Origin of the sequence: Afifella pfennigii DSM 17143, assembly GCF_000688515.1 — a bacterium.
GTDB classification, from domain to species: Bacteria; Pseudomonadota; Alphaproteobacteria; order Rhizobiales; family Afifellaceae; genus Afifella; species Afifella pfennigii.
Window position 1 is genome coordinate 21,484 of record NZ_JHZK01000028.1, and the last position, 26,458, is coordinate 47,941.

The 26,458-nt window shown below is 67.7% G+C and carries 24 protein-coding genes, 1 pseudogene and 1 riboswitch; of the genes and pseudogenes, 14 read left to right on the plus strand and 11 right to left on the minus strand.

What is annotated here, in order from left to right:
* Positions 1-1,188, minus strand: coding sequence for a glycine cleavage system aminomethyltransferase GcvT (gene gcvT, locus Q331_RS0115985; protein WP_026381500.1), 1,188 nt, complete (start codon positions 1,186-1,188; stop codon positions 1-3).
* Positions 1,189-1,327: 139 nt separating this feature from the next.
* Positions 1,328-1,432, minus strand: a riboswitch (glycine riboswitch).
* A 112-nt stretch (positions 1,433-1,544) separates the two neighbouring features.
* Complete coding sequence (locus Q331_RS23215; RefSeq protein ID WP_051631260.1) at positions 1,545-2,069, minus strand: hypothetical protein; 525 nt, start codon at positions 2,067-2,069, stop codon at positions 1,545-1,547.
* 226 nt (positions 2,070-2,295) lie between these two features.
* On the opposite strand from Q331_RS23215, the gene Q331_RS0116000 reads away from it, so the two are divergent.
* Positions 2,296-3,435: a site-specific DNA-methyltransferase gene (locus Q331_RS0116000; protein WP_034492685.1), complete on the plus strand. Its 1,140-nt coding sequence runs from the start codon at positions 2,296-2,298 to the stop codon at positions 3,433-3,435.
* 373 nt (positions 3,436-3,808) lie between these two features.
* On the opposite strand, the gene Q331_RS0116005 is transcribed toward Q331_RS0116000, so the two are convergent.
* Both Q331_RS0116005 and mutY read right to left on the minus strand, forming a co-directional pair.
* The gene (locus Q331_RS0116005) at positions 3,809-4,444 is read right to left on the minus strand and encodes an HAD family hydrolase (RefSeq protein ID WP_026381503.1); all 636 of its coding nucleotides are present in this window, start codon (positions 4,442-4,444) and stop codon (positions 3,809-3,811) included.
* 31 nt (positions 4,445-4,475) lie between these two features.
* Positions 4,476-5,642, minus strand: coding sequence for an A/G-specific adenine glycosylase (mutY, locus tag Q331_RS22135; RefSeq protein ID WP_084175104.1), 1,167 nt, complete (start codon positions 5,640-5,642; stop codon positions 4,476-4,478).
* A 114-nt stretch (positions 5,643-5,756) separates the two neighbouring features.
* On the opposite strand from mutY, the gene Q331_RS0116015 reads away from it, so the two are divergent.
* The 8 genes from Q331_RS0116015 to Q331_RS0116050 all read left to right on the plus strand — a co-directional run bounded on the left by Q331_RS0116015 (position 5,757) and on the right by Q331_RS0116050 (position 13,405).
* Positions 5,757-6,227 (plus strand): DUF721 domain-containing protein, encoded by a 471-nt coding sequence (locus Q331_RS0116015; protein ID WP_084175105.1) that lies wholly within the window; start codon positions 5,757-5,759, stop codon positions 6,225-6,227.
* 142 nt (positions 6,228-6,369) lie between these two features.
* Positions 6,370-7,020, plus strand: coding sequence for a DsbA family protein (locus Q331_RS0116020; protein WP_026381505.1), 651 nt, complete (start codon positions 6,370-6,372; stop codon positions 7,018-7,020).
* A gap of 72 nt (positions 7,021-7,092) precedes the next feature.
* On the plus strand, positions 7,093-10,569 hold the full coding sequence (smc, locus tag Q331_RS0116025; protein ID WP_026381506.1) for a chromosome segregation protein SMC: 3,477 nt from the start codon (positions 7,093-7,095) through the stop codon (positions 10,567-10,569).
* A 197-nt stretch (positions 10,570-10,766) separates the two neighbouring features.
* Positions 10,767-11,174, plus strand: coding sequence for an AtpZ/AtpI family protein (locus Q331_RS0116030; RefSeq protein ID WP_026381507.1), 408 nt, complete (start codon positions 10,767-10,769; stop codon positions 11,172-11,174).
* Positions 11,171-11,992: a F0F1 ATP synthase subunit A gene (locus tag Q331_RS0116035; protein WP_084175106.1), complete on the plus strand. Its 822-nt coding sequence runs from the start codon at positions 11,171-11,173 to the stop codon at positions 11,990-11,992. The genes Q331_RS0116030 and Q331_RS0116035 overlap by 4 nt, the downstream gene beginning before the upstream one ends.
* A gap of 40 nt (positions 11,993-12,032) precedes the next feature.
* Positions 12,033-12,260 (plus strand): F0F1 ATP synthase subunit C, encoded by a 228-nt coding sequence (locus Q331_RS0116040; RefSeq protein WP_026381509.1) that lies wholly within the window; start codon positions 12,033-12,035, stop codon positions 12,258-12,260.
* A gap of 75 nt (positions 12,261-12,335) precedes the next feature.
* A complete protein-coding gene (locus Q331_RS0116045) occupies positions 12,336-12,923 on the plus strand; it encodes a F0F1 ATP synthase subunit B (protein WP_245615700.1) in 588 nt (195 codons plus the stop codon).
* A complete protein-coding gene (locus Q331_RS0116050) occupies positions 12,920-13,405 on the plus strand; it encodes a F0F1 ATP synthase subunit B family protein (protein ID WP_026381511.1) in 486 nt (161 codons plus the stop codon). The genes Q331_RS0116045 and Q331_RS0116050 overlap by 4 nt, the downstream gene beginning before the upstream one ends.
* A 90-nt stretch (positions 13,406-13,495) precedes the next feature.
* On the opposite strand, the gene Q331_RS0116055 is transcribed toward Q331_RS0116050, so the two are convergent.
* Both Q331_RS0116055 and Q331_RS22140 read right to left on the minus strand, forming a co-directional pair.
* Positions 13,496-14,077 (minus strand): ribonuclease HII, encoded by a 582-nt coding sequence (locus Q331_RS0116055; RefSeq protein WP_245615702.1) that lies wholly within the window; start codon positions 14,075-14,077, stop codon positions 13,496-13,498.
* A gap of 230 nt (positions 14,078-14,307) precedes the next feature.
* Positions 14,308-15,543 (minus strand): PA0069 family radical SAM protein, encoded by a 1,236-nt coding sequence (locus tag Q331_RS22140; protein ID WP_084175107.1) that lies wholly within the window; start codon positions 15,541-15,543, stop codon positions 14,308-14,310.
* Positions 15,544-15,696: 153 nt separating this feature from the next.
* Here Q331_RS22140 and Q331_RS0116065 point away from each other — a divergent pair, with 153 nt between their 5' ends.
* Positions 15,697-16,197 (plus strand): glycosyltransferase family protein, encoded by a 501-nt coding sequence (locus Q331_RS0116065; protein WP_026381513.1) that lies wholly within the window; start codon positions 15,697-15,699, stop codon positions 16,195-16,197.
* Between the two features lie 282 nt (positions 16,198-16,479).
* Here the strand turns inward: Q331_RS0116065 and moaB are convergent, their stop codons facing one another.
* The 5 genes from moaB to Q331_RS0116090 form a co-directional block, all read right to left on the minus strand.
* Complete coding sequence (gene moaB / locus Q331_RS0116070) at positions 16,480-17,016, minus strand: molybdenum cofactor biosynthesis protein B (protein ID WP_026381514.1); 537 nt, start codon at positions 17,014-17,016, stop codon at positions 16,480-16,482.
* A gap of 32 nt (positions 17,017-17,048) precedes the next feature.
* Positions 17,049-18,065, minus strand: coding sequence for a cytochrome d ubiquinol oxidase subunit II (gene cydB / locus Q331_RS0116075; protein WP_026381515.1), 1,017 nt, complete (start codon positions 18,063-18,065; stop codon positions 17,049-17,051).
* Between the two features lie 3 nt (positions 18,066-18,068).
* Positions 18,069-19,454 (minus strand): cytochrome ubiquinol oxidase subunit I, encoded by a 1,386-nt coding sequence (locus Q331_RS0116080; RefSeq protein ID WP_034492710.1) that lies wholly within the window; start codon positions 19,452-19,454, stop codon positions 18,069-18,071.
* Positions 19,455-19,565: 111 nt separating this feature from the next.
* Positions 19,566-20,846: an MFS transporter gene (locus Q331_RS22145; RefSeq protein ID WP_034492689.1), complete on the minus strand. Its 1,281-nt coding sequence runs from the start codon at positions 20,844-20,846 to the stop codon at positions 19,566-19,568.
* Between the two features lie 93 nt (positions 20,847-20,939).
* Positions 20,940-21,821 (minus strand): uracil-DNA glycosylase, encoded by an 882-nt coding sequence (locus Q331_RS0116090; RefSeq protein ID WP_026381517.1) that lies wholly within the window; start codon positions 21,819-21,821, stop codon positions 20,940-20,942.
* Positions 21,822-21,960: 139 nt separating this feature from the next.
* Between Q331_RS0116090 and Q331_RS0116095 the strand changes: the two genes are divergently transcribed.
* The 4 genes and pseudogenes from Q331_RS0116095 to Q331_RS23790 form a co-directional block, all read left to right on the plus strand.
* Positions 21,961-23,634 (plus strand): electron transfer flavoprotein-ubiquinone oxidoreductase, encoded by a 1,674-nt coding sequence (locus tag Q331_RS0116095; protein ID WP_026381518.1) that lies wholly within the window; start codon positions 21,961-21,963, stop codon positions 23,632-23,634.
* A gap of 36 nt (positions 23,635-23,670) precedes the next feature.
* Entirely contained in the window at positions 23,671-24,255 is a 585-nt protein-coding gene (locus Q331_RS0116100; RefSeq protein ID WP_026381519.1) for a GNAT family N-acetyltransferase, read from the plus strand.
* 397 nt (positions 24,256-24,652) lie between these two features.
* On the plus strand, positions 24,653-25,723 hold the full coding sequence (locus tag Q331_RS22150) for an IS1595 family transposase (protein ID WP_051631263.1): 1,071 nt from the start codon (positions 24,653-24,655) through the stop codon (positions 25,721-25,723).
* Between the two features lie 598 nt (positions 25,724-26,321).
* Positions 26,322-26,458 (plus strand): annotated as a pseudogene (locus Q331_RS23790) (IS5/IS1182 family transposase); the annotation flags it as partial.

Here is a 26,458-nt window from a genome sequence, read left to right on the forward strand (position 1 = left end):
TCATGCGGCTCCTGATTGCTTGCCGCCGGAGCGGCGATATCGGTGGGGGACGAAAGGCATGGCGACGATCTCGGCGGGCTCGCTGCCGCGCCGGCCGGCAAGCTGGACCTTCGTGCCGGGCTCGGCATAGGCGCGGTCGACATAGCCCATGGCGATGGGGGCGCCGACGGTGGGGGCGAAGCTGCCGGAGGTGACGGCGCCGATGAGCGCGTCGCTCTCGCCGAGAATCTGCGCGCCCTCGCGTACCGGGGCGCGGCCGGCGGGCCTCAGACCAACGCGCTGGCGGGAAGGACCCTCCGCCAGCTCGGCGAGGATGCGCTCAGCGCCCGGAAAATCGGCGCTCTCGCGCCGCGCCTTGGCGACGGCGAAGGCGAGCCCGGCCTCAACCGGCGAGGTCGTCTCGTCGATGTCGTGGCCGTAGAGCGGCAGCCCGGCTTCCAGGCGAAGCGAATCGCGCGCCCCGAGGCCGACCGGCCTCACAGCCTCCTCCGCCAGCAGCGCGCGGGCAACGGCCTCGGCCCGCTCGGCGGGAACGGAAATCTCAAAACCGTCCTCGCCGGTATAGCCGGAGCGCGAGACATGGATATCGACCGCGCCTTGCGGCAGGGCGAAGGCGGCGCTCCGCACACCCATGAAGGAGAGCTCGGCCGCCTGCGGGCAGTGGCGCGCCATCACCTCGTGCGCCGCCGGCCCCTGCAGGGCGAGGAGCGCCCGGTCCTCTGCCGCGGCGAGCGTGACGCCCTCAGGCAGGCGCTCGGCGAGATAGGCGTCGTCGATATCCTTGCGGGCGGCGTTGAAGACGAGGAAGAGGCTGCCCTCGTCGTCGGGATCCGGCGAGCGCGCCACCATGAAGTCGTCGACGATGCCACCATTGTCGAGAAGGAGCAGCGTATAGCGCTGGCGGCCGGGCTTCAGCCCGCAAAGATTGCCGGGGGTGACGGCTTCCAGCGCCTTGGCCGCCGTCTCGTGGTCGGGGCCGAGGAGAAAGCGCTGGCCCATATGGGAAACGTCGAAGAGACCCGCCTTCTCGCGCGTCCAGCCATGCTCGGCGATGATGCCCTCGAACTGAACGGGCATGGCGTAGCCCGCGAAGGGCACCATGCGGCCGCCAAGCTCCCGATGGAGGTCGAAAAGAGGGGTATGCTTCAGCTCGCTCGGATCCGCCACGGGGTCTCCTGCATCAGACATGGAACCGCAGGCGGGCATCTACCCGCTTGCGCCCCCTCTGTCGCAGGACCTGAGAGATTCCCAACCCAGGCAACGCTTGGGCCGGTTACTCCTTCGGTGAGCCTCCAGCCTTAAGGCCGGTGCTGCTTTCCAGAGCGTCGCTCGCCGCGCGGTCCTTGGCGCCTGAGAGTTTCCGGGGCGGTTGCTCCTTCGGCGTCCGCTCAAGGCCGCAAGGCCGAAAGCGGAACTCTCCCGCGTGGCGTGTCATCCACTTGCGGGCCGCGACTCGACCCGCGGGCGCCATCATCTTCATCGCGGCCGCAGAGTCAACGCAGCCGGTGGAAATAGCTGCGACAATCTTGACCAGGGCGCCGCCCTCAGCGGGCCTCCTCGTCGAAACCGACATAGATGAGATAGTCGCGATCGTCGCCCGGCGACGGCACCGTCAGCTCGTAAACCTCTGAAAAGACGGCCGAAAGCTCCGGCCCGACGGTGACCGGGACGCGCCGCAGCTCGGAGGCCAGCACCGCCTCCTCGTTCTTGACGACGACGATGCGCACCGGCACCTCGACATTCGTCGGCCCGCCCTTCGGCCCCGCCAGAACGCGCCCGGCAACGCCGATGCGCAACGTCAGATTGCCGGCCGTATCGTAAAGGCATTCGCGGGCGGTATCGCCGAGCCCGGCCTGCCAGACGACGTTCTCGGCCGTCTCCTGCTGGCCGCGGGCGAAGCGGCGAATGGTCTGCGTGTCGCCCTTGACGCGCAGCTCCGGGCAGTAATCGGGGCCGATATAGCGGCGAAGATCCACATCGCCCTCGCCCGTCAGCTGCGCGCCGCCGCCGCCACCGGAGCCCCCGCCAAGGCCCCCCAGCCCGGTGCAGGCGGCAAGGGAAAGAGCCATCGCCGGGACGAGGGCGCGGGAGAGGGAAGCGAAAGAGAAAGGACGCACGGCAAACCCATGGGCTGAGGAAAAGGCGCGCGGCTCTATAGCAGCCCCGGCCGACAAGTTTAAGGGCGCGATGGCGCTCCACGGCAAGCGTCTTCACACCGGCTTAACCGTGTTTGTCAACGCGCCGTTCACCCTGTTCTGCGAGCGTTGCCCAGACCGGAACGGGAGAGATTTGTTGATGCGTACTTCCTCCACCCGGCGCCTGGCCGCATCCGCGAGCGAGACGCCGAGCCTGCCGCTCGACACCATCATCAAGGGCGATTGCGTCGCGGCGCTGGAAAAGATACCGCCGAAGAGCGTCGACCTCATCTTCGCCGACCCGCCCTATAATCTGCAGCTGCAGAACGCGCTCCACCGTCCCGACCAGTCGAAGGTCGACGCGGTGGACGACGCATGGGACCAGTTCGACGATTTCGCCGCCTATGACGCCTTCACCCGCGCCTGGCTGATGGCCTGCCGCCGCGTGTTGAAGCCGGAGGGCGGCATCTGGGTGATCGGCTCCTATCACAACATCTTCCGGCTCGGCGCGATCTTGCAGGACCTCGGCTTCTGGGTGCTCAACGACGTCATCTGGCGCAAGGTCAACCCGATGCCCAATTTCCGCGGCCGGCGCTTCGCCAACGCGCACGAGACGCTGATCTGGGCGGTGCCTTCGGCCAAGGCCAAGCGCTACACCTTCAATTACGACGCCCTCAAAGCCTTCAACGACGACTTGCAGATGCGCTCCGATTGGAGCCTGCCGATCTGCACCGGCGAGGAACGGCTGAAGGATGCGAACGGGCGCAAGGTGCACGCCACGCAGAAGCCGGAGGCGCTGCTCTACCGGGTGCTTCTGGCCACCAGCAAGCCGGGCGACGTCGTGCTCGACCCCTTCTTCGGCACCGGCACGACGGGCGCCGTGGCCAAGAAGCTCGGCCGCCACTTCATCGGCGTGGAGCGCGAGAGCGCCTATATCGAGGCCGCCAAGGCCCGCATCGCCGCGGCCGAGCCCGCCGAGGCGCCGGCGCTCAAGGTCGTCGCCGGCAAGCGCGCCCAGCCGCGCATTCCCTTCGGCTCGCTCCTGGAGAGCGGGCTTTTGAAGGCCGGCACGCGCCTTTACGACCCGAAAGGCCGGCTTTCGGCCCTGGTGCGCGCCGACGGCTCGCTTCTGTGCGAGGCCGGCGGGACCCGCCACGAAGGCTCCATCCACCGCGTCGGCGCCCTGGTGCAGGGGCAGGAAGCCTGCAATGGCTGGGTCTTCTGGCATCTGCGGGCAGGTGACGGGCTGAAGCCCATCGATTCCCTGCGCGAGCAGGTGCGCAGCGCACAGGCGGCGTGAGCCTGGCAGCGGGTAGGTCTCCCGGCGGGGAGAGGGTTCTGGAGCGTCGGGCGGGGTGCTTGCCTATGTCGGCTCGATACCTCGGCTCGGGCGCCCTGGAATGGATGGCCGGGTCAAGCCCGGCCATGACGACAACACGGGGGAGCGGGGCGGCATGGCGACAACAGGGGTGAGCGAGTCCGGCCATAGGGACGACGCGGGGGCTAGCCGGCCATGACGACAACAGGGGGGCGAGTCTGATATGGCGGAGGCAGGCGTCGGGCCCGGAGATTGTCGTCATGCCAAGGCCCCGCCTTGGCATCCATGCCGTTCCGCTCTCAGAACAAGAGAACGGCAAGACATGCAGCGGCGGTGTCTGGAGCGAAGCCGGCGCTCAGGCGAGCGGCACGCCGGCCTCCTCAAGGTCGGCGCGGAGCTTCTCGGCGCCGGTAAAATGCACCGCCCGCCAGCCGACCCGGCGGGCGCCCTCCACATTCGCCGCGCTGTCGTCGATGAAGAGGGTGGCGGCCGGCTCCAGCCCGAAGATTTCGGCGTGGCGGCGATAGATTTTCTCATCGGGCTTGATGATGCCGAGCGCGGCGGAGACGGTGACGCCGCGCGCCTCGTCAAGAAACGCAAAGCGCGACCGCGCCTCGGCGAAAGTGTCGGAAGCGAAATTGGTCAAGAGCGTCACGTCGCTGCCGCCGGCGATGACGGCGCGAAAGAGCGCCAGGCTGTCCTCGTAGGCATAGGGGACCATCATCGACCAGCGGCGACGGAAGGCGCGGATGAGGTCGGCCTTGTCCGGATGACGGGCGATCGCCTCCGCCTCCGCATCGGCCCAAAGGCGGCCCCTGTCCTGCTCCGCGTTCCAGCCGGCCGAGCAGACCTCGGTGAGGAAGAAGCGCCGCTCGGCCGCGTCCGCGATGAGATCGGCATAGGCAAGGTTCGGGTCGTAATGCAGGAGCACGCGGCCGATATCGAAGACGACGTGGCGCAAAGGCGGCGCCGCAAGGTTCTTCTGAAGCATGCGGCGCCATAGCCGAGAGGAGACGGCAAAACTATGACAGCGACCCTCGCGCGGCGGCAGGTGCGGCAAGGCGCGCGCCACGGCTCGCGCCGGGCAGGGCCGCCTCGACGATTTTCAGCATCACGCTCGGCAGGCCGGCGGCTCTGAGGCCGGCAAGATCCTGCCACCAGAAACCCTGCGGCGCCGCAGTGCCGGCAGGCACCGTTGCCGCATAGACCGTCACTTCGAGCTCGATATGGGTGAAGATGTGGGTGACCTTCGCCTCCAGCCTCCGCCAGGGCGCGGCAAGCGGCGGCTTCGGCATCTTTTTCGCCGGCGCGGCGCGCCACTCAGAATTGGGCACCTCCGTCATGCCGCCGAGGAGCCCTTCCGGCGGGCGGCGGGCGAGGAGGATTTCCTCCCCCCGCAGCGCCACGAAGGCGGCGGCGTGCCTGCCGGCGCGGGCGCGCTTGGGCGCCTTGAGCGGATAGGCCTCAGGATCGCCGCGTGCCCTCGCGCGGCAGAGCCCGTTTAGCGGACAAAGGGCGCAGGCCGGGCGCTTCGGCGTGCAGATGGTGGCGCCGAGATCCATCAGCGCCTCGGTGAACTCGCCCGGTCGCCGGCGCGGCACCAGCGGCGCCAGCGCCGCCCCCACCTCCTTCTTGCCGGCCGGCATCGGCGTTGCCAGCGCAAAGAGCCGGCTCACCACCCGCTCCACATTGCCGTCGACGGCGGCGACGGGCTCATCGAAGGCGATGGCGGCGATCGCCGCCGAGGTATAGGGGCCGATGCCCGGCAGCGCCGCCAGCGACTTGGAATTGTTCGGCAGACGGCCGCCATGCTCGGCAACGACCTTGCGGGCGCAGGCGATGAGATTGCGCGCCCTGCGGTAATAGCCAAGGCCCGCCCAGGCGGCCATCACCTCCTCCTCCGGCGCGGCCGCAAGGCTCTCGAAATTCGGCCAGCGGGCGGTGAAATCGGCGAAATAGGGCGCGACGGCCTTCACCCCCGTCTGCTGCAGCATCACCTCCGACAGCCAGATACGATAGGGATCGGGCCTTTCGCCGCCGCGCCGCGCCGCCGGCCCGACGCGCCAGGGCAGGATGCGGGCATGGCGGTCGTACCAGGCAAGCAGCGCCGACGCCGCGCCGGCCCCCTCCCCGTTTTCCCCAGCGGCCGGACCTTTCGGCCCGCCCTCGGCTCCACTAGACTGAAACATCCTCGCATCGTTCCAAAGGGGACGCCGATTGCAAGCGCCGACCGCCAGGTTTTCCACCGCCCGCCGCCACGCCGCGCCGCGCCGGGGCCTTGACGCGAGCTCATCCGGCAAGCCGTGACCAAGGCCATCAGAAAGAGCCGCGCCAAACCCATCGGCGAGCTCGTCGGCGGCACGCTCGACCCCTTGATGCGCAAGCGCGGCCTCGCCCGCGCCGAGCTGATTGCCTGGTGGCCCGATATCGTCGGGCCGCGCTATGCCGGGCTGACGGCGCCGCAGCGCATCTCCTGGCCGCGCTCCGGCGAGGGCCGGGCGGCGACGCTCGTGCTTCATGTCGACCCGTCGGTCGCGCTCCCCCTCTCCTACGAGCTCGAGGGCGTGCGCGACCGGCTGAACGCCTTTCTCGGCTTTCGCGCCGTCGGCGCCATCAAGCTCGTGCAGCACCCTTTTCCCACGCCGGCCGAGAAAATGTCGCGCCAGCCGGACAAGGAAGCCGAAAGACGCCTGGAGGCGCGGCTTGCCGGCGTGGAAGGCCCTTTGCGGGAATCCCTGCGCCAACTCGGCCGGGCGGTGCTCTCGCGCTCGTGAGGCGCGCACGGGCCTTCCGGCTCTTTGCCGCCACATTCATTCGTCCTAAAGCTGGCGCTCCAAGCTGGGCGCTAGCCAGGAGCGTTCACGCGCGGTTCATACCGCCGCCCGCATCCATTTCGTGCCGTCAGGAGGATATGCCTTGCCCTTTTTCACCCGTCGCCAATTCGTCGCCGCTCTCGGCCTTGGCTCGCTCGTCGCCTTTTCCGGCCTTGGCGGTGCCGCCGCCCTCGCCCAGTCCAACACCAAAGTCTCCATGGACGAGTTGATGAAGCCGGGTCCGCTCGGCGACCGGGTGCTCGGCGCCGAAGACGCGCCGGTGACGGTGGTGGAATACGCCTCCATGTCCTGCTCGCATTGCGCCACCTTCCACAAGGAAACCTATCCGGAGCTGAAGGAGCAGTATATCGACACCGGCAAGGTGCGCTTCGTCTTCCGCGAATTTCCCATCGACGCTTCCGCCTATGCCGTCGCCATGCTCGCGCGCTGCGCGCCGGAGGGGCGTTATTTCGAGATCATCGACCTCTTCTTCGAGCGCCAGAGGCAATGGGGTCTGGCCGAAGACCGCTACGCGGCTATCCTGGATCTGGCCAAGCAGGTCGGCTTTTCTGAGGAAAGCTTTGAAGCCTGCTTGCAGAATCAGGCACTCTTCGATGGATTGAACACGGCGAAGGATCGGGCCTCTTCCGAATTCGGCGTGCAAGGCACGCCGACCTTCTTCATCGAGGGCGAGATGAATGTCGGAGCGCTGAGCTTTGACCAGATCAAAGAGGAAATCGAAAAGTTCCTTTGACCGGAAGGCCTTGCGGGGCAGGCTCCGGCACTTGACGATTCTTGCCGCCAACCGGCGCGGGGGCGGCCGCGCATGAAGATCACGCGGCTGCGGCTCGCCGGTTTCAAATCCTTCGTCGACCAGACCGATGTGACCATCGAGCCGGGACTTTCGGCGATCGTCGGGCCGAATGGCTGCGGCAAGTCCAACCTCGTGGAAGCACTGCGCTTCGTCATGGGCGAGACCTCGCACAAGGCGATGCGCGGCTCCGGCATGGAGGACGTCATCTTCGCCGGCTCGGCCAACCGGCCGGCCCGCAACACCGCCGAGGTCTCGCTCGCCGCCATCGTGGAAAACCCTTCGGGCGTGGCGCGCGGCGCCACCGGCAAGGGACTGACGGAAAGCGGCGAAGTTGAGATCAGCCGGCGCATCGAGCGCGACCACGGCTCGCTCTACCGCATCAACGGCCGCGAGGTGCGCGCCCGCGACGTGCAGCTTCTGTTCGCCGACGCGGCGACGGGGGCGCGCTCCTCCGCCCTGGTGCGCCAGGGCCAGATCGGCGAGCTCATCGCCGCCAAGCCGAAGGACCGGCGCTCCATCCTGGAGGACGCGGCCGGCATTTCCGGCCTGCATTCGCGCCGCCACGAGGCGGAGCTGAAGCTGAGGGCGGCGGAGCAGAACCTGGAGCGGCTGGAAGACGTCATCGGCGAGATCGGCGGCCAGCTGGAAACGCTGAAGCGCCAGGCGCGCCAGGCGGTGCGCTATCGCAACCTCTCCTTCGACATCCGCAAGGCGGAGGCGCAGCTTGCCCTCATCCGCGTCGCGGAAACGGAGGAACGGCTGACCAAGGCCGAAGCGGCGCTGACGGCGGCCAGCGTCTCGCTCGCCAAGGCGGCCGAGGAACAGGCCAAGGCCGCCAAGGAAGAGGCCGTCGCCGGCTCTGGCCTGCCGGCTCTGCGCCAGCGCGCGGCCAGCGCCGGGGCCGCGGTCCAGCATCTGCGCCTGAAAGCGGAAGAATTGAAGCGCGAGGCCGAACGCCGCCAGGCGCGGCTCGCCGAGCTCGGCTCTCGCCAGGCGGAGACCAAGGCCGATATCGCCCGCGAGGAGGAACACCGCCGCGAGGCCGAGGAGGCGGCAAAGCGCCTCGACGCGGAGGCGAAAGCCCTGGAGCGGGACAAAGCGGGCGCGGCCAAGCGCGAGGCGGAGGCGGCCAAGAAGGCGGAGGCCGCCGCCGAGGCACTCGCCGCGGAGGAACAAGCGCTGTCCGAAGCGCAGGGCGAATTGGCGACCCGCGCAGCCGAGCGGCGCCAGCACGAGATGCGCCGCAAGGAAGCCGAAGGCGCCCTTGCGCGGCTTGAAAGCGAGGCTGCGAAGCTTGCCCGCGAGGCAGAAGCGCTTGGCGCCGGTTCCGGCGCGCAGGAAAAGCTCGCCGAAGCCGAGGCGGCGCTGAAGCAGGCGGAAACGGCACTGAAGCGGGCCGAGGCGGAGGCACAGAAGAAGGAAGCGGCAACCGGCAAGCTGCGCGACAGCGAGGCGCAGGCGCGCGAAAAGCGCGCCGAAGCGCAGCGCGTTTTAACCGGGCTCAAGGCCGAATCGGAGGCTCTGTCGAAGCTGCTGCGGCCGCTCGGCGAGCGCGATTTCACCCCGGTCATGGAGAATGTGAAGGTCGAGCCGGGCTTTGAGGCGGCGCTCGCCGCCGCCCTCGGCGAGGATCTGGACGCCTCCACCGACGCGGAAGCGCCGATCGCCTGGAAGGAGCGCGGCAAGATTGCCCGCGCGCCGAAGCTGCCGACGGGTGTGAAGCCGCTCGCCGATGTCGTCACCGGCGCCGCCTGCCTGGCGCCCCGGCTGGCCCAAATCGGCGTGGTCGACGACGACAAGGGCGAGGCGCTGGCCGGCAAGCTCGCCGTCGGCCAGAGGCTGGTCAGCCAGAACGGCGCGCTCTGGCGCTGGGACGGGCTCATCATCAAGGGCGGCACCAAGACGCCGGCGGCCGCCCGGCTGGAGCAGCGTAACCGGCTGGAAGCCCTGGCGCGCGACATCGACAAGGCCGAGAAGACGGCCGCCAAGACGGAAGCGGCGCTGCAGCAGACGAGCCAGAAGCGCAGCGCCGGCGAAGAGGCCGAGCGGGCCTCGCGCACGGCGCTGAAGGAGAAGCGCGCCGGCCGCGACCGGGCGCAGGCGGCGCTGACGGAAGCGGAACGCGCTCTCGCCCGCCAGGCGGAGCGGCAAAGCGCGCTTACCGCCGCGCTCGCCCGCAACGAGAGCGAGCGCAAGACACAAAGGGAGCGCCTTGCCGAAGCCTTGAAGGCGCTCGCCGCCAGCGCGGCTCAGGCAGAGGCGGAGGCAAAGGTCGCGGCGCTCGGCGAAAAGGTGGCGGAGGCACGGCGCCTTGCGGCCGATGCCCGGGCGGCGGCGCAGAGCCTGCGCCAGGCGGCGGCCGCCCGCCAGGACCGGCTGGCGGCACTGGCGCGCGAGAGCGGCGCCTGGAAGGGGCGCGGCGAGCGGGCGGCTGGCCGCGTCGGCGAGCTTGAGGCGCGCCTTGCCGGCCTTGCGGAAGAGATGGACAAGCTTTCGGCCCAGCCGGAGGATTTCGTCACAAGCGAGCGCGCGCTTCTTGCCGAGATCGGCAAGGCGGAGACACGCGCCAAAGAGGAAGCGGACAGCCTCGCCAAGGCCGAGACGGCGCATCGCGACCTGGCCGAGGCGGCAAGAAGGGCGCTGGAGGCCCTCTCTTCGGCACGCGAGGCGAAGGCGCGCGAGGAGGAGCGGGCCGGCGCGATGCGCGCCCGGCGCGCCGATCTTGTCGCCGAGATATCCAGCGAATTCGGCGTCAGGCCCGAAGGATTGCGCGAGTTGGCCGGGCTGAAGCCTGGCGCGGCCCTGCCCGAGCTCGCCGCCACCGAGCAGCGCCAGGAGAAGCTGTTGCGCGAGCGCGAACGGCTCGGCGGGGTCAATCTGCGCGCCGAGGAGGAAGCGCGCGAGGTGGAGGCGCGGCTGGTCAATCTGACGGCGGAGCGCGACGACCTCATCGCCGCCATTCGCCGCCTGCGCCAGGCGGTCGGCAGCCTCAACCGCGAAGGCAGGGAACGGCTTCTGGCGGCCTTCACCGAGGTCGACCGGCATTTCCGCGAGCTTTTCCAAACCCTCTTCGGCGGCGGCGCGGCGGAGCTGATGCTGACCGAATCGGACGACCCGCTGGAGGCCGGGCTGGAGGTGATGGCGCGCCCCCCCGGCAAGAAGCCGCAGATCATGACGCTTCTGTCCGGCGGCGAGCAGGCGCTGACGGCGATGGCGCTGATCTTCGCCGTCTTCCTCACCAATCCCTCCCCCGTCTGCGTCCTCGACGAGGTGGACGCGCCGCTCGACGACGCCAATGTGGAGCGCTTCTGCAACCTTCTCGACGATATGCGCGCCAAGACCGATACGCGCTTTTTGGTGGTCACGCACAACCCGATCACCATGGCGCGCATGGACCGGCTGTTCGGCGTCACCATGGCCGAGCGCGGCGTCTCGCAGCTCGTCTCGGTCGATCTGGAGACGGCCGAGCGTTTTCGCGAAGCCGGCTGAGGGCGGCGCCGCGAGCCTCTGACGAAACCCGTCCGAAAGCTATTTTTCTATGAATCTCAGCGCCTTAGTGCACTGCGAGACGTCCTTGACTTGGGGTGGAGGCAAAACTATGGTGCGCCCGGTTTCGCAGGGGCCTGAACCCGCCCCGTCTTCACCGATGGCGCCGCATATCGGCTTCTGTGCAAGGGAGCCAGGGCATGGCCGATGACCGCCCCGAAAGGGAGCGTGAGGAAAAGAAGACAGAAGGCGGGGGCGGGTCTTCAGCCGATGCCGACCTGACCCGACGCTTGGCCGAGCTGTCGCGCTCTCTGGAGGAAGGAAAGCGCGGACGGGAAGTGGCTGAGACGTCGCGGCCCTCCAGCGGGACGGGCTATGCGGCGGCGCTGCGACTCGCAAGCGAGTTCGTCGCCGGGGTCCTGGTCGGCGTAGCCCTGGGGTGGGGCCTCGACGAGGTCGCCGGCACCTCTCCATGGGGCCTCATCGGCTTTCTGCTGCTCGGCTTCGCCGCGGGCGTTCTCAACGTCCTGCGCGCCGCCGGCAAAGTCGCCGAGCCGGACGAGCGGCTGGGCAAGGCAAGGGACGGCGGGCCTGCCCGTCACGAATGAGGCTGGGGCCGGAAACGGCTGAGGAGAACGAGGGTCAGGCTTTGGCGAGCGCAGCAGCGAATGCGGATCGGGTCGATCCGATCCATCAGTTCCAGGTGACCAACCTCGTGGAGTTCGGCCAGATCGGCGGCTCCACCTTCGCCTTCACCAACTCCGCCCTGTTCATGGCGATCACCGTGACGCTGATCATCGGCTTCATGCTGATGACGACGCGCGGACGCGGCCTGGTTCCAGGCCGACTGCAGTCGGTCACGGAGATGTTCTACGAGTTCACCGCCAACATGCTGCGCGAGGCGGCGGGCTCGGAAGGGATGCGCTTCTTTCCCTTCGTCTTCGCGCTGTTCTCCTTCATCCTCGTCGCCAACCTGCTCAGCATGGTGCCGTATTTCTTCACGGTGACGGCGCATATCGTCATCACCGGCGCGCTGGCGCTGCTCGTCATGAGCATCGTCGTCGGCTACGGCTTCGCCAAGCACGGCTTCGGCTTCATGAAGCTGTTCGTGCCCAAAGACGTGCCCGGCCCCCTGGTGCCGATGATCGTGGCGATCGAGTTCCTCTCCTTCCTGTCGCGCCCGGTCAGCCTGTCGATTCGTCTTTTCGCCAACATGCTGGCCGGCCACATCACCTTGAAGGTCTTCGCCGGCTTCATCCTGTCGCTCGGCGCGTTCGGCGCCGTCGGCTGGGCCGGCGCCGTCCTGCCCTTCCTGATGGTCGTGGCGATCACCGCACTGGAAATCCTGGTCTCCTTCCTGCAGGCCTATGTCTTCGCCATCCTGACCTGCATGTACCTCAACGACGCGCTGCACCCTTCGCACTGACGGCGCCGACCCCTCTCAACGCTTGAATGGAGAAAGAATCATGGAAGCAGATGCTGCAAAGCTGATCGGCGCGGGCATTGCCTGCATCGGCATGGGCGGCGCGGGCGTGGGCCTCGGCTCGCTGTTCGGCCACTACCTGGAAGGCGCGCTGCGCAACCCGGCGGCCGCGGACGGCCAGTTCGGCCGCCTCATCTTCGGCTTCGCCGTGACGGAAGCGCTCGGCATCTTCTCGCTCCTGATCGCGCTCCTGCTCATCTTTGCCGTCTGAGCACCGAACGGCCGCGTGGCGCCCGGCGGTTTTTGCCGTGCGCATCGCAAGCGGCTTTGAGGAGAAGAGCACGTGGTGACCAAGGCACTAGCGCAGACAGCCGCCGAAACGGCGGCTGACGTCGCCGCCGAGCATGGCGAGGCGATGGAGGGCGCGCACGGCGTCTTCCCGCCCTTCGACCCGTCCACCTTCCTGTCGCAGCTCATCTGGCTCGCCGTCTTCTTCGGCCTGCTCTACCTCTTGCTCAGCCGGGTGGCGCTACCGCGCGTGGCGACCATCCTGGAAGAGCGCAACGACCGCATCGCCGACGATCTCGCCGAGGCGGAGAAGCTGAAGCGGGAAAGCGAGGAAGCCGTCGCCGCCTACGAGCAGGCGCTGGCGGAGGCGCGCGCCAAAGCGCACGGCATCGCCCAGGAGGCCCGCGACAAGGCCAAGGCCGAGGCGGATGCGGAGCGCTCCAAGGTCGAGGCCGATCTGGAGGGCAAGCTGGCAGAGGCTGAAGAGCGCATCACCGAGGTGAAGGAGAAGGCGCTCGCGGAGGTCGACGCCATCGCCAAGGAGACCACCCAGGCGATCGTCTCCTCGCTCTCCGGCGAGAGCCCGAACGAGGGCGAAATCGCCCGCGCCGTCTCCCAGGCGGGCGGCGAGCGGAGGCAGGCATGAGCGCGAACGACTGGGCAACGCTGTGGGTCTTCATCGGCCTCATCACCTTCCTGGCGCTGATGGCCTATCTGAAGGTGCCGGGGATGCTGACCGCGGCGCTCGACAAACGCTCGGAGAAGATCCGCCACGAGCTCGACGAGGCGCGACGGCTGCGCGAGGAAGCGCAGGCGCTGCTTGCCGAATATCAGCGCAAGCGCCAGGAGGCGGAGGAAGAGGCGGCCGAGATCGTTTCGCTCGCCGAGCACGAGGCAGCCGCCCATGCCGCGGAAGCCAAGCAGCGGCTTGAGGAGTATATCGAGCGGCGCACCAAGAGCGTTGAGATGCGCATCCAGCAGGCCGAAGCGCAGGCCGTCAGCGAGGTGAAGGCCCGCGCCGTCGATGTCGCCGTCGCCGCCTCCGCCAGCATTCTGGGCGAGCAGGCGCAGGGCGAGACGGGAACGCGGCTGGTCGATGCCTCCATCGAGGGGCTGAAGCGCCACTGAGACGCCGCCAAGGCGCGGCAGGATGTTTCGCAAGAACGAAGGCGGGCCGCGGCCCGCCTTTTTTCGTCGCGGGGTCTCGTTATCCGGGCGCTACTTCGCCGCAAGGCAGGCGGCGACCGGCGCAAAGCTCTGCCGGTGCAGGCGCGAAGGCCCGAGGCTGACGAGGGCGGCGCGGTGGCCGGCCGTGGCGTATCCCTTGTGGGAGGCAAGGCCGTAGCCGGCAAAGCTGGCATCGCAGGCCGCCATCATGCGGTCGCGGCAGACCTTGGCGACGATGGAGGCGGCGGCGATGGAGAGCGAGGAAGCGTCGCCGCCGATAATCGCCTCGCAGGGCACGCAAAGGCCCGCCGGCAGGTCGCGCCCGTCGATGAGCGCCGCGTCGGCCGGGCTCGGCAGGGCGGCAAGCGCGCGCTCCGCCGCCAACAGGGAAGCGCGCAGGACGTTGATGCGGTCGACCGTCGCCGTGGAGCAATAGGCGACGGCGATATCGGCGGAGCGAAGCAGCTCGGCATAAAGCGCCTCGCGCCGCTGGGCGGTCAGCGCCTTGCAATCGTCGATGCCGGCAGGAACGTTTTTCGGATCGAGCACCACGGCGGCGGCGACGACCGGGCCGGCGAGCGGGCCGCGGCCCACCTCGTCGAGGCCGGCGATGCGCCTGTAGCCGGCGCGCATCAACCGGCGCTCGGCCTTGAAATGCGGCCCGGCGGGCTTTGCCGCGCCCGCGCTTGTTCGAATCGCCGTCCTGCCAGCCATCTCTCGGCGATAGGCCGCCGAGCCTTGCCGCGCAAGCCAAAGCGCGGGGCTGCCTATGACCCTTACGCCGCGCATGGCGCAGAGGCTGGCGTTCCCACCCCACCGTGCGGGGGAGCGAAACTGCGCCGAGATTGCCCGAAGGCGCCCCCTTACAGCAGCTTCAGTTGCCCGCCCACCGGCACCGGCGGCGTGAAAAGGTCGGTGCGCAGCGTGTCGCGGCGCACATTGAGGCCGAGGCGCCGGCAGGCCAGCTCGAAGCGTCGGCCGATCTGCCAGGCATAGGGACCGCTGCCGCGCATACGCTCGCCCCAGGCGGCATCGTAATCCTTGCCGCCGCGCATGCCGCGCATCACCGACAGGACATGCTCCGCCCGGTCCGGGAAATTCTCCCGCAGCCATTCGGTGAAGAGCGGCGCCACCTCCAGCGGCAGGCGCAACAGCACATAGCCGGCCGAGCTCGCCCCGGCCGCAGAGCCAGCCTCCAGCAGTTTTTCGATCTCGGCGTCGTTGACGGCCGGCACGACCGGCGCCGTCATCACCGCCACCGGCACGCCGGCCTCCGCCAGGCCGGCGATCGCCTTCAGCCGCTTCTCCGGCGCGCTGGCGCGCGGCTCCATGGCGCGGGCGAGCTTGCGGTCGAGCGTCGTCAGCGAGATGCCGACCTTGGCGAGCCCCTTCTCGGCCATGGGACCGAGAATATCGAGGTCGCGCAGGACGAGCGCCGATTTGGTGACGATGCCGACGGGGTGGTTCGCCTCCGCCAAAACCTCCAAGACCTGCCGCATGATGCGGTAATGCCGCTCTATCGGCTGGTAGGGATCGGTGTTGGTGCCGATGGCGATGGTCTTCACCTGATAGCCGGGCGCCGCCAGCTCCTTCTCCAGGAGCCTTGCCGCGTCGGGCTTGGCGAAGAGCCGCGTCTCGAAATCGAGGCCCGGCGAAAGCCCCATATAGGCGTGGGTCGGGCGGGCGAAGCAATAGGCGCAGCCATGCTCGCAGCCGCGATAGGGATTGATGGAGCGGTCGAAGGAAATGTCGGGCGAGGCGTTGCGGGTGATGATCTTCCTCGGCCGCTCGATGGTGACCTCGGTCTTCAGGCGCGGCAGCTCCTCCAGGCTCTCCCAGCCGTCGTCGAAGGCCTCGCGCCTTTCCGTCTCGTAGCGCCCGCTCTCGTTGGAGGCGGCGCCGCGGCCGCGCCGCCGCTGCGGCAGAATCCCCGGCCCCGCCGCGGGCGGGAAAAGGTCTGCCCGGCCGAGCGCCCGCCACGCCGCCTCCCCCCTGACGCGAGACGCTGGAGAGGAGACGGGGCTCCGGCGCGGGGCTGGCGCGGGAGCGGCGCCCGGGGTGCGGGGCTGAAGGGCGGTGTCGGGGCTCGGCTCAGACATGCAACGTGACATAGCGCGATAATGAGAACAAGACAAGAACATATATGACTTTATTCCCATACAGTGCCGACGCAAGCCGAGCGGCCTTAGGCGCAGCGACCGATACGACGGCTATGCCTTGGGCTTGGCGCGACTTTCGGCTAACAGGCCCCGATGCTCAGCGCCGTCATCGCCCAACCGGAGGAAGCGCAGCACCTGGCGCGCAGCCTCGCCGCCCTCGTCCCGGCGGCCATCGAAGGCATGGTGCGCGAGGCGCTCGTCGTCGGCGATCGCCCGAGCGCGGAGATGCAGGCGGTCGCCGAAGAGGCGGGCGCGGAATTTATCGCTTGCGCGCGGATGGAGGCGGCCCTCAAGACGGCCCGCGGCGACTGGCTGCTCCTGATGGAGGGCGGCGCCAGGCCCGTGGAGGGCTGGATCGGCGAGGTGCGCGAATTCCTCGCCCTATCGGAAGGCGGCGCGGCGCGCTTCACCCCCGCAGGCTCGCGGCTTCAGCGACTTTCCGCGATGTTCGACCGGCCGCGGGCGCTAAGGCGCGGCCTCCTCATCCGGCGCGAGGAGGCGGTGCTGGCGGCGCGCGGCGCCTCATGCCTGGAAGCCCTGGCGCGCGGACGGGCGGCGCGGCGGATCGCGGCGCGGATGGAGCCGCCAGCGTGAGAGCTTAGAGCCTTTCATGGCCAGGTGGGAGCGTTCTGCCAGAGCGCATTGGCGACAAGGCCCTTGGGGATCGGCGAGACCGTAGCGGTGCTACGGATGAGCCGAGACCCGATGGATTTGGCGCCAAGGCGCCTGGCCCGCCGGGTTTCCGCTCGCCGGGCGCCCGCTTTGTCGGGTCTCTTGCCCGATGCCTCGCATCGCGCCGCGAGCCCCTCCTTGCGGATCGCCGCGGCGACCAAGAAACAGAATCGCTTCCACCTGGCCATGAAAGGCTCTAGCGCCTCAATTCTTGCTGCGGCGCAGATGCTCGTCCAGCCGCGGCATGATCTCCACGAAATTGCAGGGCATGGTGCGGTAGTCGAGCTGCGGCCGCAAAATCCCGTCCCAGGCATCGCGGCAGGCGCCGGGCGAGCCCGGCAGGACGAAGATGTAGGTGGCGCCCGCCACCCCCGCCGTCGCCCGCGACTGGATGGTGGAGGTGCCGATCTTGTCGAAGGAAAGACGATGGAAGAGCATGGAAAAGCCCTCCATGCGCTTTTCCAACAACGGCTCCACCGCCTCCGGCGTCACGTCGCGGCCGGTGAAGCCGGTGCCGCCGGTGGTGATGACGACATCGACCGCCGCATCCTCGATCCACGCCTTCACCGCAGCGCGGATCTCGCCCACCTCGTCGCGCACGATCCGGCGCCCGGCGAGGCGGTGTCCGGCTTCCTCGATGCGCGCCTGCAACGTCCCGCCGGAGCGGTCATCGGCCAGATCTCGCGTGTCGGAGACGGTCAGCACCGCGATCGCGACCGGAATGAAGGGCCTGTCGCCCATGCCCTGCTCCCTTTCCTCGATGATAGGTCTTGTCAGTGATAGGTGTCGCCCGGGCGGACCTTGCCGCGGAAAGTCCAGTAATTATAGGCCGTATAGCCGAGATTGACCGGGATCAGCGCCAAGGCCCCGACGAGAAGAAAGAGCTGCGTTTCCGGCGCGGCGGCAGCCTCCGCCACCGTCACGCCGCCCGGCCCCTCCCCCGGCGGCGGCACGATATAGGGCCAGGAGGAGATGGCGAGGCCGAGAAAGCAGAGAAGAAAGATGCCCATGGAGCCGAAGAAGGGCAGGACGCTGCGACCCTCCTCGATCCCGCGATAGACCTGCAAGCCGAGCAGCAGCGTCAACAGCGGCAGCGGCCATAGGAGCGCGACATTGGGCCAGTCGAACCAACGCTCGGCGATGCGCCCCACCGCCACCGGCGTCCACAGGCTGACGATGGCGATGAAGACGAGGACGAGGACGAGAAGCGGGCCGGCGAGCTTGCGCATGCCCTCGCGCACCGGGCCTTCCGTCTTCAAGACGATCCAGGTCGCCCCGAGCAGGGCGTAGCCGGCGATGAGACCGAGGCCGCAGGTGACGGTGAAGGCGTCGAACCAGTCGAAGGGACCGCCGGCGAAGGCGCCGTCCTCAACGCGAATGCCCTGGATGAGGCCGCCGAGGACAAGCCCCTGGGCGAAGGTGGCGACCAGCGAGCCGAAGAAGAAGGTGAAGTCCCAGAAACGATTTTCGGAGACGACGCGGAACTCGAAGGAGACGCCGCGCAAGATCAGCGCCAGGAGCATGACGATGACCGGGATGTAGAGCGCCGGCATGATGATGGCGTAGGCCTGCGGGAAGGCCACCCAGAGCCCGCCGCCGCCGAGCACCAGCCAGGTCTCGTTGCCGTCCCAGAAAGGCGCCACCGAGCTCATCATCTGATCGCGCTCCACACGGTCGCGCGCCAGCGGGAAGAGGATGCCGATGCCAAGATCGAAGCCGTCCATGAGGACGTAGAGCACGACGGCAACGCCCAAAAGCGCGATCCAAATCTCAGGCAGCCAGGCTTGCATCTCCTACCCCGTCTTCGCCGCGCTGGAAGGCTCCGCCTTGCCGCCGCCGGCGCCGGAGAGCGGGCGCTGCGGCACGCCGAGCTCCGGCAGCGTCGCCTCGCGGTCCGGGCCCTTGTTCAAGAGCCGGTTCATATAGCGGATGCCGGCGGCGAAGATGATGGCGTAGACGATAACGAAGAGAGCGAGCGAGGTGGCGACATGCGCGGCGGGCACGGGCGAGGCCGCCTCCGCGGTGCGCAAAATACCCGTCGCCACCCAGGGCTGGCGGCCGATCTCCGTCACCATCCAGCCGGCGAGGATGGCGATGAAGCCGAGCGGCCAGGAATAGGCCGCCACCTGCAGGAACCTGTCTGAGACGATCAGCCTGCCGCGCAGCCAGGCCCAGCCGCCCCAGAAGGCGAGCGCGATGATGAAGAGGCCGATGCCCACCATCAGCCGGAAGGCGAAGAAGACCGGCCAGACGGGCGGCCTGTCCTCGGCCGCGAAGGCCTTCAGCCCGGTCACCTCGCCTTCCCATTCATGCGTCAGGATAAGGCTCGCCACGTTGGGAATGGAAATTTCGTAGCGGTTCGTCTCCGCCGCCTCGTCGGGAATGGCGAAGAGGATGAGCGGCGCGACGCCGGATTGCGGCCAGTGCGCCTCGATCGCCGCCACCTTGGCCGGCTGGTATTTCAGCGTGTTGAGCCCGTGCTGGTCGCCGATGAGGAGTTGCAGCGGGGCGAGGATGAGCAGAAGGCCGAGCCCCATGCGCAGCATGGTGCGGGCATCGTCGAGAAAGCGGTTTTTCAAGATGAAGCGCGCCCCGACCGCCATCACCACCAGCGCCGTGGTGAGGTAGGCGGCGACGACCATATGGGTAAACCGCCAGGGGAAGGTCGGGTTGAAGATGATCTGCCACCAATCGGTCGGATAGGCGATACCATCGCGCATCTCGTAGCCGGCCGGATAATGCATCCAGGAATTGGCCGAGAGGATCCAGAAGGCCGACAGCGCCGTGCCGAGCGCCACCAGCACGGAGGCGGCGAAATGCACCGGGCGCGGCACCTTGTTCCAGCCAAAGAGCATGATGCCCAGGAAGCCGGCCTCCAGGAAGAAGGCCGTCAGCACCTCATAGCCGATGGCCGGGCCGATGACGTTGCCCAGCACCTCCGAATAGCGGCTCCAATTGGTGCCGAACTGGTAGGAGAGCACGATGCCGGAAACGACGCCCATGGCAAAAGAGACGGCGAAGACCTTGGTCCAGTAGCGCGCCAGCAGGTGATGTCGCTCGCTGCCCGTCGCCAGCGAGTAGCCTTCCAAGGTCGCCACGAAGGCGGAGGTGCCGATGGTGAAGGCCGGGAAGACGATGTGGAAGGCGACGGTGAAGGCGAACTGGATGCGCGCCAGCATCACTGCGTCAAGCCCGAAATCCACGCCTCACCTCCTTCGTTCCGGCGATTGTCCCCGAAACGGCACGCAAGTTCCATGCCCCTCCGACGCGGCTCCTGGACGCGCGCAAGCTCATTGCGGCGTCGCGGCGGCGCCTTCCTCCTCCTCGCCGCTCTCCAGGCTCTCCGGGTCGGGCTGCAACACGGCCGTCTGCGGGGTGAGCGCCCGCGGGCTCGGCACGGCGGCGTAGCCCTCGCGCAGCTCCTGCGGCACGGCGGGACGCTGGCTGGTGCGGTAGAGGGCGAAAAGGGCGATAGAAAGATGCCCCGCCGCCGTCAGCCAAAAAAGGCCGGATGGCCCAAGACTTTCCATGGCGCCGGCCGCAATCGGCGGGCCGACCATGGTGCCAACGCCGTAGAGCAAGAGCAATCCGCCGGAGACCTGCACGAAGGAGAGGTCGGAGGCGTGGTCGTTGGCGTGGGCGACGGCGATGGAATAGAGCACGTAGGATGCCCCGCCATAGACGATGAAGAAGCCGATGAGGGCGATCGGCCCCTGCGGCTGCACCGCCGCCAGGCCGATCCCCGCCAGAGCCGCGAGCAGGCCGGCGGCGGAGAGCACGAAGCGCCGATCCATACGGTCCGACAGCCGCCCCGCCGGCATCTGCGCGAAGGCGCCGACGATGATGGCAAGGCTCATCAGGCCGGCAATCTGGCCGGTGGAAAGGCCGATGCGCACGCCAAAGAGCGGACCCAGCGTGCCGAAGGCGCCGTTGGCAACGCCCACCATCAGGACGGAGACGAAGGCGACCGGCGAGTTGCGGAAGAGCCCCGGCAAATCGAGATGCACCGCCGTCAAAGGCTGCGGAACGGCGACGCGCGACAGGGTGAGCGGCAACAGCGCCAGGCAGAAGAAGATGGCGCCGACCATGAAGAGCAGCGTGTCGTTCGGGTCGGAAGCGGCAAGGAGGAGCTGGCCGACGACGATCGCCACATAGGTGATGGTCATATAGACGCCGAAGACCATTCCCCGGCTCTCGTTGGTGGCGCGCTCGTTGAGCCAGCTTTCGATGATCATGAAGCTGGAGGCGAGCGCAAAGCCGGAGAAGACCCGCAGGACAATCCAGGAGAGCGGGTTCACCCACATGCCGTTGAGAAGGATGATGATGGCCGCCGCAGCGGCGCAGGCGGCGAAGGCGCGCACATGCCCGACCGCGCCGACGATGCGCGGCGCCATCAGGCTGCTGGCGATGAAGCCGAGCGCCCAACCGGTGCCGACAAGGCCGAGCGAGAGCGAGGAAAAGCCCTCCAGCCCGCCGCGGATGGGCAGCAGGATGGCGTGCAGACCGTTGGCGGTGAGCAGGAAGGCGACGCTCACCAATAGCGCTGTGATTGGCAGAAGATGACGTGCCATGGCCGATTCGCAAGCGTTCGATAAGAGCGCCCGTAGACCCGCCGCCGATGGGCGGTCAAGCCCTTGCCGATCACGGTTTTTTGGCGGCCCGCCTCAGGCCTCCCCGGAGCCTTTTTCCAGCGCCTCGGCAAGCGCCAGAAGGTCCCGCCAGACGAGCTTCTTCTGCATCGGATTGCGCAGGAGATAGGCCGGATGGAAGGTCGCCATGGCGCGGATTTTCCGGCTGCCGGTGTCGAAATCCTGCCAGCGGCCGCGCAGGCGGGTGATGCCGGTATTGGTCTCCAGCATCTCCTTGGCGGCGGCATTGCCCAGAAGGATGAGGAAATCGGGGTCGGCGAGCTGGATCTGGCGCGAGATGAAGGGCCGGCAGATGGCCCGCTCCATCGGCGAGGGCTCGCGGTTGCCGGGCGGGCGCCAGGGGATGGTGTTGGCGATATAGACCGTCTCGCGATCAAGCCCGATGGCGGCGAGCATGCGGTCCAGAAGCTGGCCGGAGCGGCCGACGAAGGGAAGGCCCTGAATGTCCTCCTCGCGGCCCGGCGCCTCGCCGACCAGCATCACCCTTGCCTCCGGATTGCCGTCGGCGAAGACGAGCCTGGTCGCCGTGCGCTTCAGGTTGCAGCCCTCAAAGCCCTCCAGGATGGCGCGCAGCTCTTCCAGCGAAGCGGCGCCGCGGGCGGCCTCGCGCGCCGCCATCACCGCCTCCTCGGAGGGCAACTGCGCCGGAGCGAGCGGCGCCGGCGGCGGCGAGGACGCGCGCCCGCCCGGCTCCCGCCCCGGGTCTCTTGCGCGCTCGGCCTGCCGCGCCTCACGCTCCATCTCGGCACGGCGGCGCGCCGCATTGGCACGCTCGGCGCGTTCCCGGCTTTCGGCGAAACGGTCGAGCGGGCCCTCCGAGACGGCGCAATCGACGCCGGCTTCCACGTAAAAGCGCAGAAGCTCCTTCAGGGCGGGCTTGGACAGGGCGGGGCTCACGGAGCCTTTCTGCCATCAAGCGGCGGCTTCTGAAAGGCCGCGGCAGGCAGGATAATGCGCCGCAGCAATTGAATGGAAGCTTCCAGGCAGTCTATGCGTTGCAGCAGATAAACGGGAGAGACAGATGGGATCGAGCGAGATGACGGACGGACAAGGTTCGCAGGCGCCCGAGCGCGAGAGCATGGAGTACGACGTCGTCATCGTCGGAGCGGGGCCGGCCGGCCTTGCCGCCGCGATCCGGCTGAAGCAGCTCAACGCGGAAATTTCCGTCGTCGTCCTGGAGAAGGGCTCGGAGGTCGGCGCCCATATCCTTTCCGGCGCCGTCATCGACCCGGCCGGGCTCGACAGCCTGTTTCCCGATTGGCGCGAGGATGCCGACAGGCCGCTGACGACGGAGGTGAAGAAGGACCGCTTTCTTTATCTCGGCCCGGCAGGGGCGGCGCGGCTGCCCAATTTCCTGATGCCGAAGCTGATGGGCAACCACGGCAATTACATCGGCTCGCTCGGCCAGGTGTGCCAATGGCTCGCCGGCAAGGCGGAAGCGCTGGGCGTTGAAATCTATCCCGGCTTTGCCGCCGCGGAGATCCTCACCGACGAGGAAGGCAAGGTCATCGGCGTCGCCACCGGCGATATGGGCGTGACGCGCGAGGGCAAGCCCGGCCCGGCCTATCAGCCGGGCATGGCGCTTCTCGGCCGCTACACGCTGATCGCCGAGGGCGTGCGCGGCTCGCTCGCCAAGGAGCTTATTTCCCGCTTCGCGCTCGACGAAGGCCGCGAGCCGGCCAAGTTCGGCATCGGCCTCAAGGAGCTGTGGGAAGTGGAGCCGGACAAGCACGAGCCCGGCCTCATCCAGCATTCCTTCGGCTGGCCGCTCGACAACAGGACCGGCGGCGGCTCCTTCCTCTACCATTACGGCGACAATCTCGTCGCCATCGGCTTCGTCGTCCATCTCAACTACGACAACCCCTATCTGGAGCCCTTCCAGGAGCTGCAGCGCTTCAAGACGCATCCGGAGATCGCGCCGCTTTTTGAAGGCGGCAAGCGCATCGGCTACGGCGCGCGCGCCATCACCGAGGGCGGCTTCCAGTCGGTGCCGAAGCTCTCCTTCCCCGGCGGGGCGCTCCTCGGCTGCTCGGCCGGCTTCGTCAACGTGCCGCGCATCAAGGGCACGCATAACGCCATGCTGTCGGGCATCCTCGCCGCCGAGCATGCGGCCGAAGCCCTCGCCGCCGGGCGCGGCCATGACGAGCTTGCCGGCTACGAGGCCGCCTGGCGCGGCTCGGCCATCGGCGAGGACCTGAAAAAGGTGCGCAACGTCAAGCCGCTCTGGTCGCGCTTCGGCACCCGGCTCGGGGTCATGCTCGGCGGCCTCGATATGTGGACGAACTCGCTCGCCGGCTTTTCCCTCTTCGGCACGCTCTCCCACGGCAAGGCGGACTACGCCAGCCTGAAGCCGGCCGCCGAATGCGAGAAAATCGCCTATCCCAAGCCCGACGGCGTCCTCACCTTCGACAAGCCCTCCTCCGTGTTCCTGTCGAACACCAACCACGAAGAGGACCAGCCGGTGCATCTGCGCCTCGCCGACCCGCTCATCCAGAAGGACAGCGAATGGGGCGCCTATGCCGGGCCCTCGGCACGCTACTGCCCGGCCGGCGTCTATGAATGGGTCACGGAGGATGGCGGCGAGCCGCGCTTCGTCATCAACGCGCAGAACTGCGTCCACTGCAAGACCTGCGATATCAAGGACCCGAACCGCAACATCACCTGGGTGCCGCCGCAGGGCGGCGAAGGCCCGATCTATACGGGCATGTAGAGGCCGCGCCGACAGAGGCGCCGGGAGGGAACCGGGATGGAGCTGAAGCCGCCCTTCCGCAAGGCGAGGCCGGAGGACGCCGCCGCGCTCGCCGATTTCGTCGCCATCGCCGGCGAGGGCCTGCCGGTCTATCTGTGGTCGGGCATGGCCGAGCCGGGCGAGGACGCCATGGAGGTCGGCCGCCGGCGGGCGCGGCGCGAGGAAGGCAGCTTCTCCTATCGCAACGCCGTCCTGCGCGAGGAGGGCGGCAAGGTCGCCGCCTGCCTCATCGGCTATCGCCTCACCGGCGAGCCGGAGCCGATCGGCCCGGACGTGCCGCCTATCTTCGTGCCGCTCCTGGAGCTGGAGAACCTTGCTCTCCGCACCTGGTACATCAATGTGCTCGCCACCTATCGGCAGCACCGCGGCAAGGGCTACGGCCGTGAGCTTCTCGCCATCGCCGACCGGCTCGCGGAGGAAGCCGGCGCTGCCGGCCTTTCCCTCATCGTCTCCGACGCCAATACCGGCGCCCGCCGGCTCTACGAGAGCTGCGGCTTTCGCGAATTGGCGCGGCGCAAAATGGTGAAGGAGGGCTGGCGCAGCGAGGGCGACAACTGGGTGCTGATGGTGAAGGCGGGGTAGGCGAGAGCTGATAGTCAGCCGTATCTCTGCGGATGGCGTGAGACACGGGCTTGCAAGGGACGGAGTGCCTGCAATCCTCTCTTATTCTGAGAGGGACGCTCTATGCAGACGCACTTCAGATGCGCCGTTTGGCTATGTGTATGTTATGAGCACATCCGATTTACATATTTCTAAAATCGGCATAACACGAAATATTATAAAAAAATATAACCTACTGGATAGCTGTATTAGATGTTATTTTTTACTTTATTTAATATCATACATCGCGCCTATCTGCCAAACGCAGGTGCATTCACCTGATTGCACAGGTTAACCAAGGTTTTAGGTCGTCTCTCTCAGGAGCTTGATCGGGCTCCGGCGCCACCCACATGCGAGGCCTTCTTTCGTGGGTCGTGGCATGGCCGGGAAAAGGGCACCGAGGGTCAACAGCCTGGAGTGGCTGGAAGCGAAGTATCCGACCGAGGATTCTGCGCGTCGGCTCTTCGAATCCCTCATCTGGCCGCATGGCCCCCACTGTCCGCACTGCGGCTCCGCGGAGGTCTGGCGCTTCCGAAAGAAGGGCCGGAAATCGCGCGCCGGTCTCTTCGAATGCCGCTACTGCTCCGGGCAGTTCACCGTCACCACCAAGACCCCGATGCATGCCACAAAGCTCCCCCTGAAGGTGTGGCTCCGGGCTCTGTACCTGATTCTGATCTCCTCGAAGGGTGTCTCTTCCGTCATCCTCGGCAAGCAGTTGGGGGTCCGGCAGCCGACAGCCTGGAAGATCGCCCACGCCATCCGCGAGATGACCGACGACCGAGACGGAGACGAGCCGCTCCTGGGGAAGATCGTCGAGGTCGACACGACCTTCATGGGCGCCCCGCCGCGCAAGAAGAAGAGCCGGTTCCACAAATACGTCTGGAACCCGCCGGGCAAGGGATCCGCACGCCCGCAGGTCGCCGTCGCAGCCAGCCGCGACGGCCGGGTGGCCGCTGCGGTGATCGAGAAGAGTGACGCGCAGAACGTCGGCCGTTTCCTCGACCGCTTCGTCTCCAAGGACGCGGTGATCATGTCCGACGACGACCGCGCCATCTCCCGTGCCGCCAAGGCTTTCAAGGAGCACTCGACGGTCACGCACGGCGATGACCAGTTCGCCATCGGGTCGGTCCACGCCAACCGGGCGGAGAGCCTGGCCTCCCTCCTGAAGCGGGCGCAGCTCGGCGTCTTTCACTTCATCAGCCGGAAGCACCTTCAGAGGTATGTCGACGAGCTCATGTTCCGGCGCAATCAGCGGCGGGTGATCACGCACCAGAGTATCAAGGACGGGACTGTGACGCAGGAGATCCGGTACCGGAACTTCGACGACCAGCTTGCCGATCTCCTGAAACGCGCCGTCGGCCGCCAGGTCAGGCGCTCGCGCAGCGGAGGTCTGGAGTGGCCGCCCCCGATCGCGCCGGGGTTCGCCTTGGCTCCATCGGCTTCCCCGTAGGCTTCTTCCAGAGACGAAGCAGTTCCCGCGTCAGGTGGTGACCTCGCCGCCGATCATCATAGAGCATCGCCGCCGCGACTTCCTTGCCTGTCAAAGGTGCGTCCGCGACTCTCTCTTTGCCCTCACCTGAAACTACCGCAGGAGAAAAAGGGTCAAGCGTCGCCGCCGCCGACGCAAGCTCTCCCGGTGAGGCTACGTCCTGCTATGTCCCTGTGTTTGGCAGATAGGCGCGTCATACATACATATATATATTGCGTATATGCATCCAATAATGGCTTTATTACAATATATAAATACGATTATACTGACAATGATGCGAGTGATTTGATTTAAAATTAATATCTCGATCAAGTTCATACGCGTTCCGCTGCGCGCAAGGCCAAGGAAGAGAAAATCAGTATGGGCAGCGGCAGCTTTTCAGTTGACTGTGAAGAACGCATAAGCGGCTGATAGTCGACGGATTTCGGTCTCTCGCAAGGTTTCGGTTTTGCAGGATTCGGTGGCTTGAGCCTGCGGAACCTTGCGATTTCGCATGCGGTTTGGGGATTCCCGGCGGCGCCTTTCCGTGATTCGATTGAGAGGATCACGAGAGGTGACGATGCGACCGAGAGCGCCCAATCGCGAGCTCACCGATGACCTGTTCCGCGCCCGGCTCGACCAGATCATCAACATGCGACACGAGCTCGTCCGGCTGGGCGAGCGGATCGACTGGGCGTGGCTCGATGCGGAGATCGC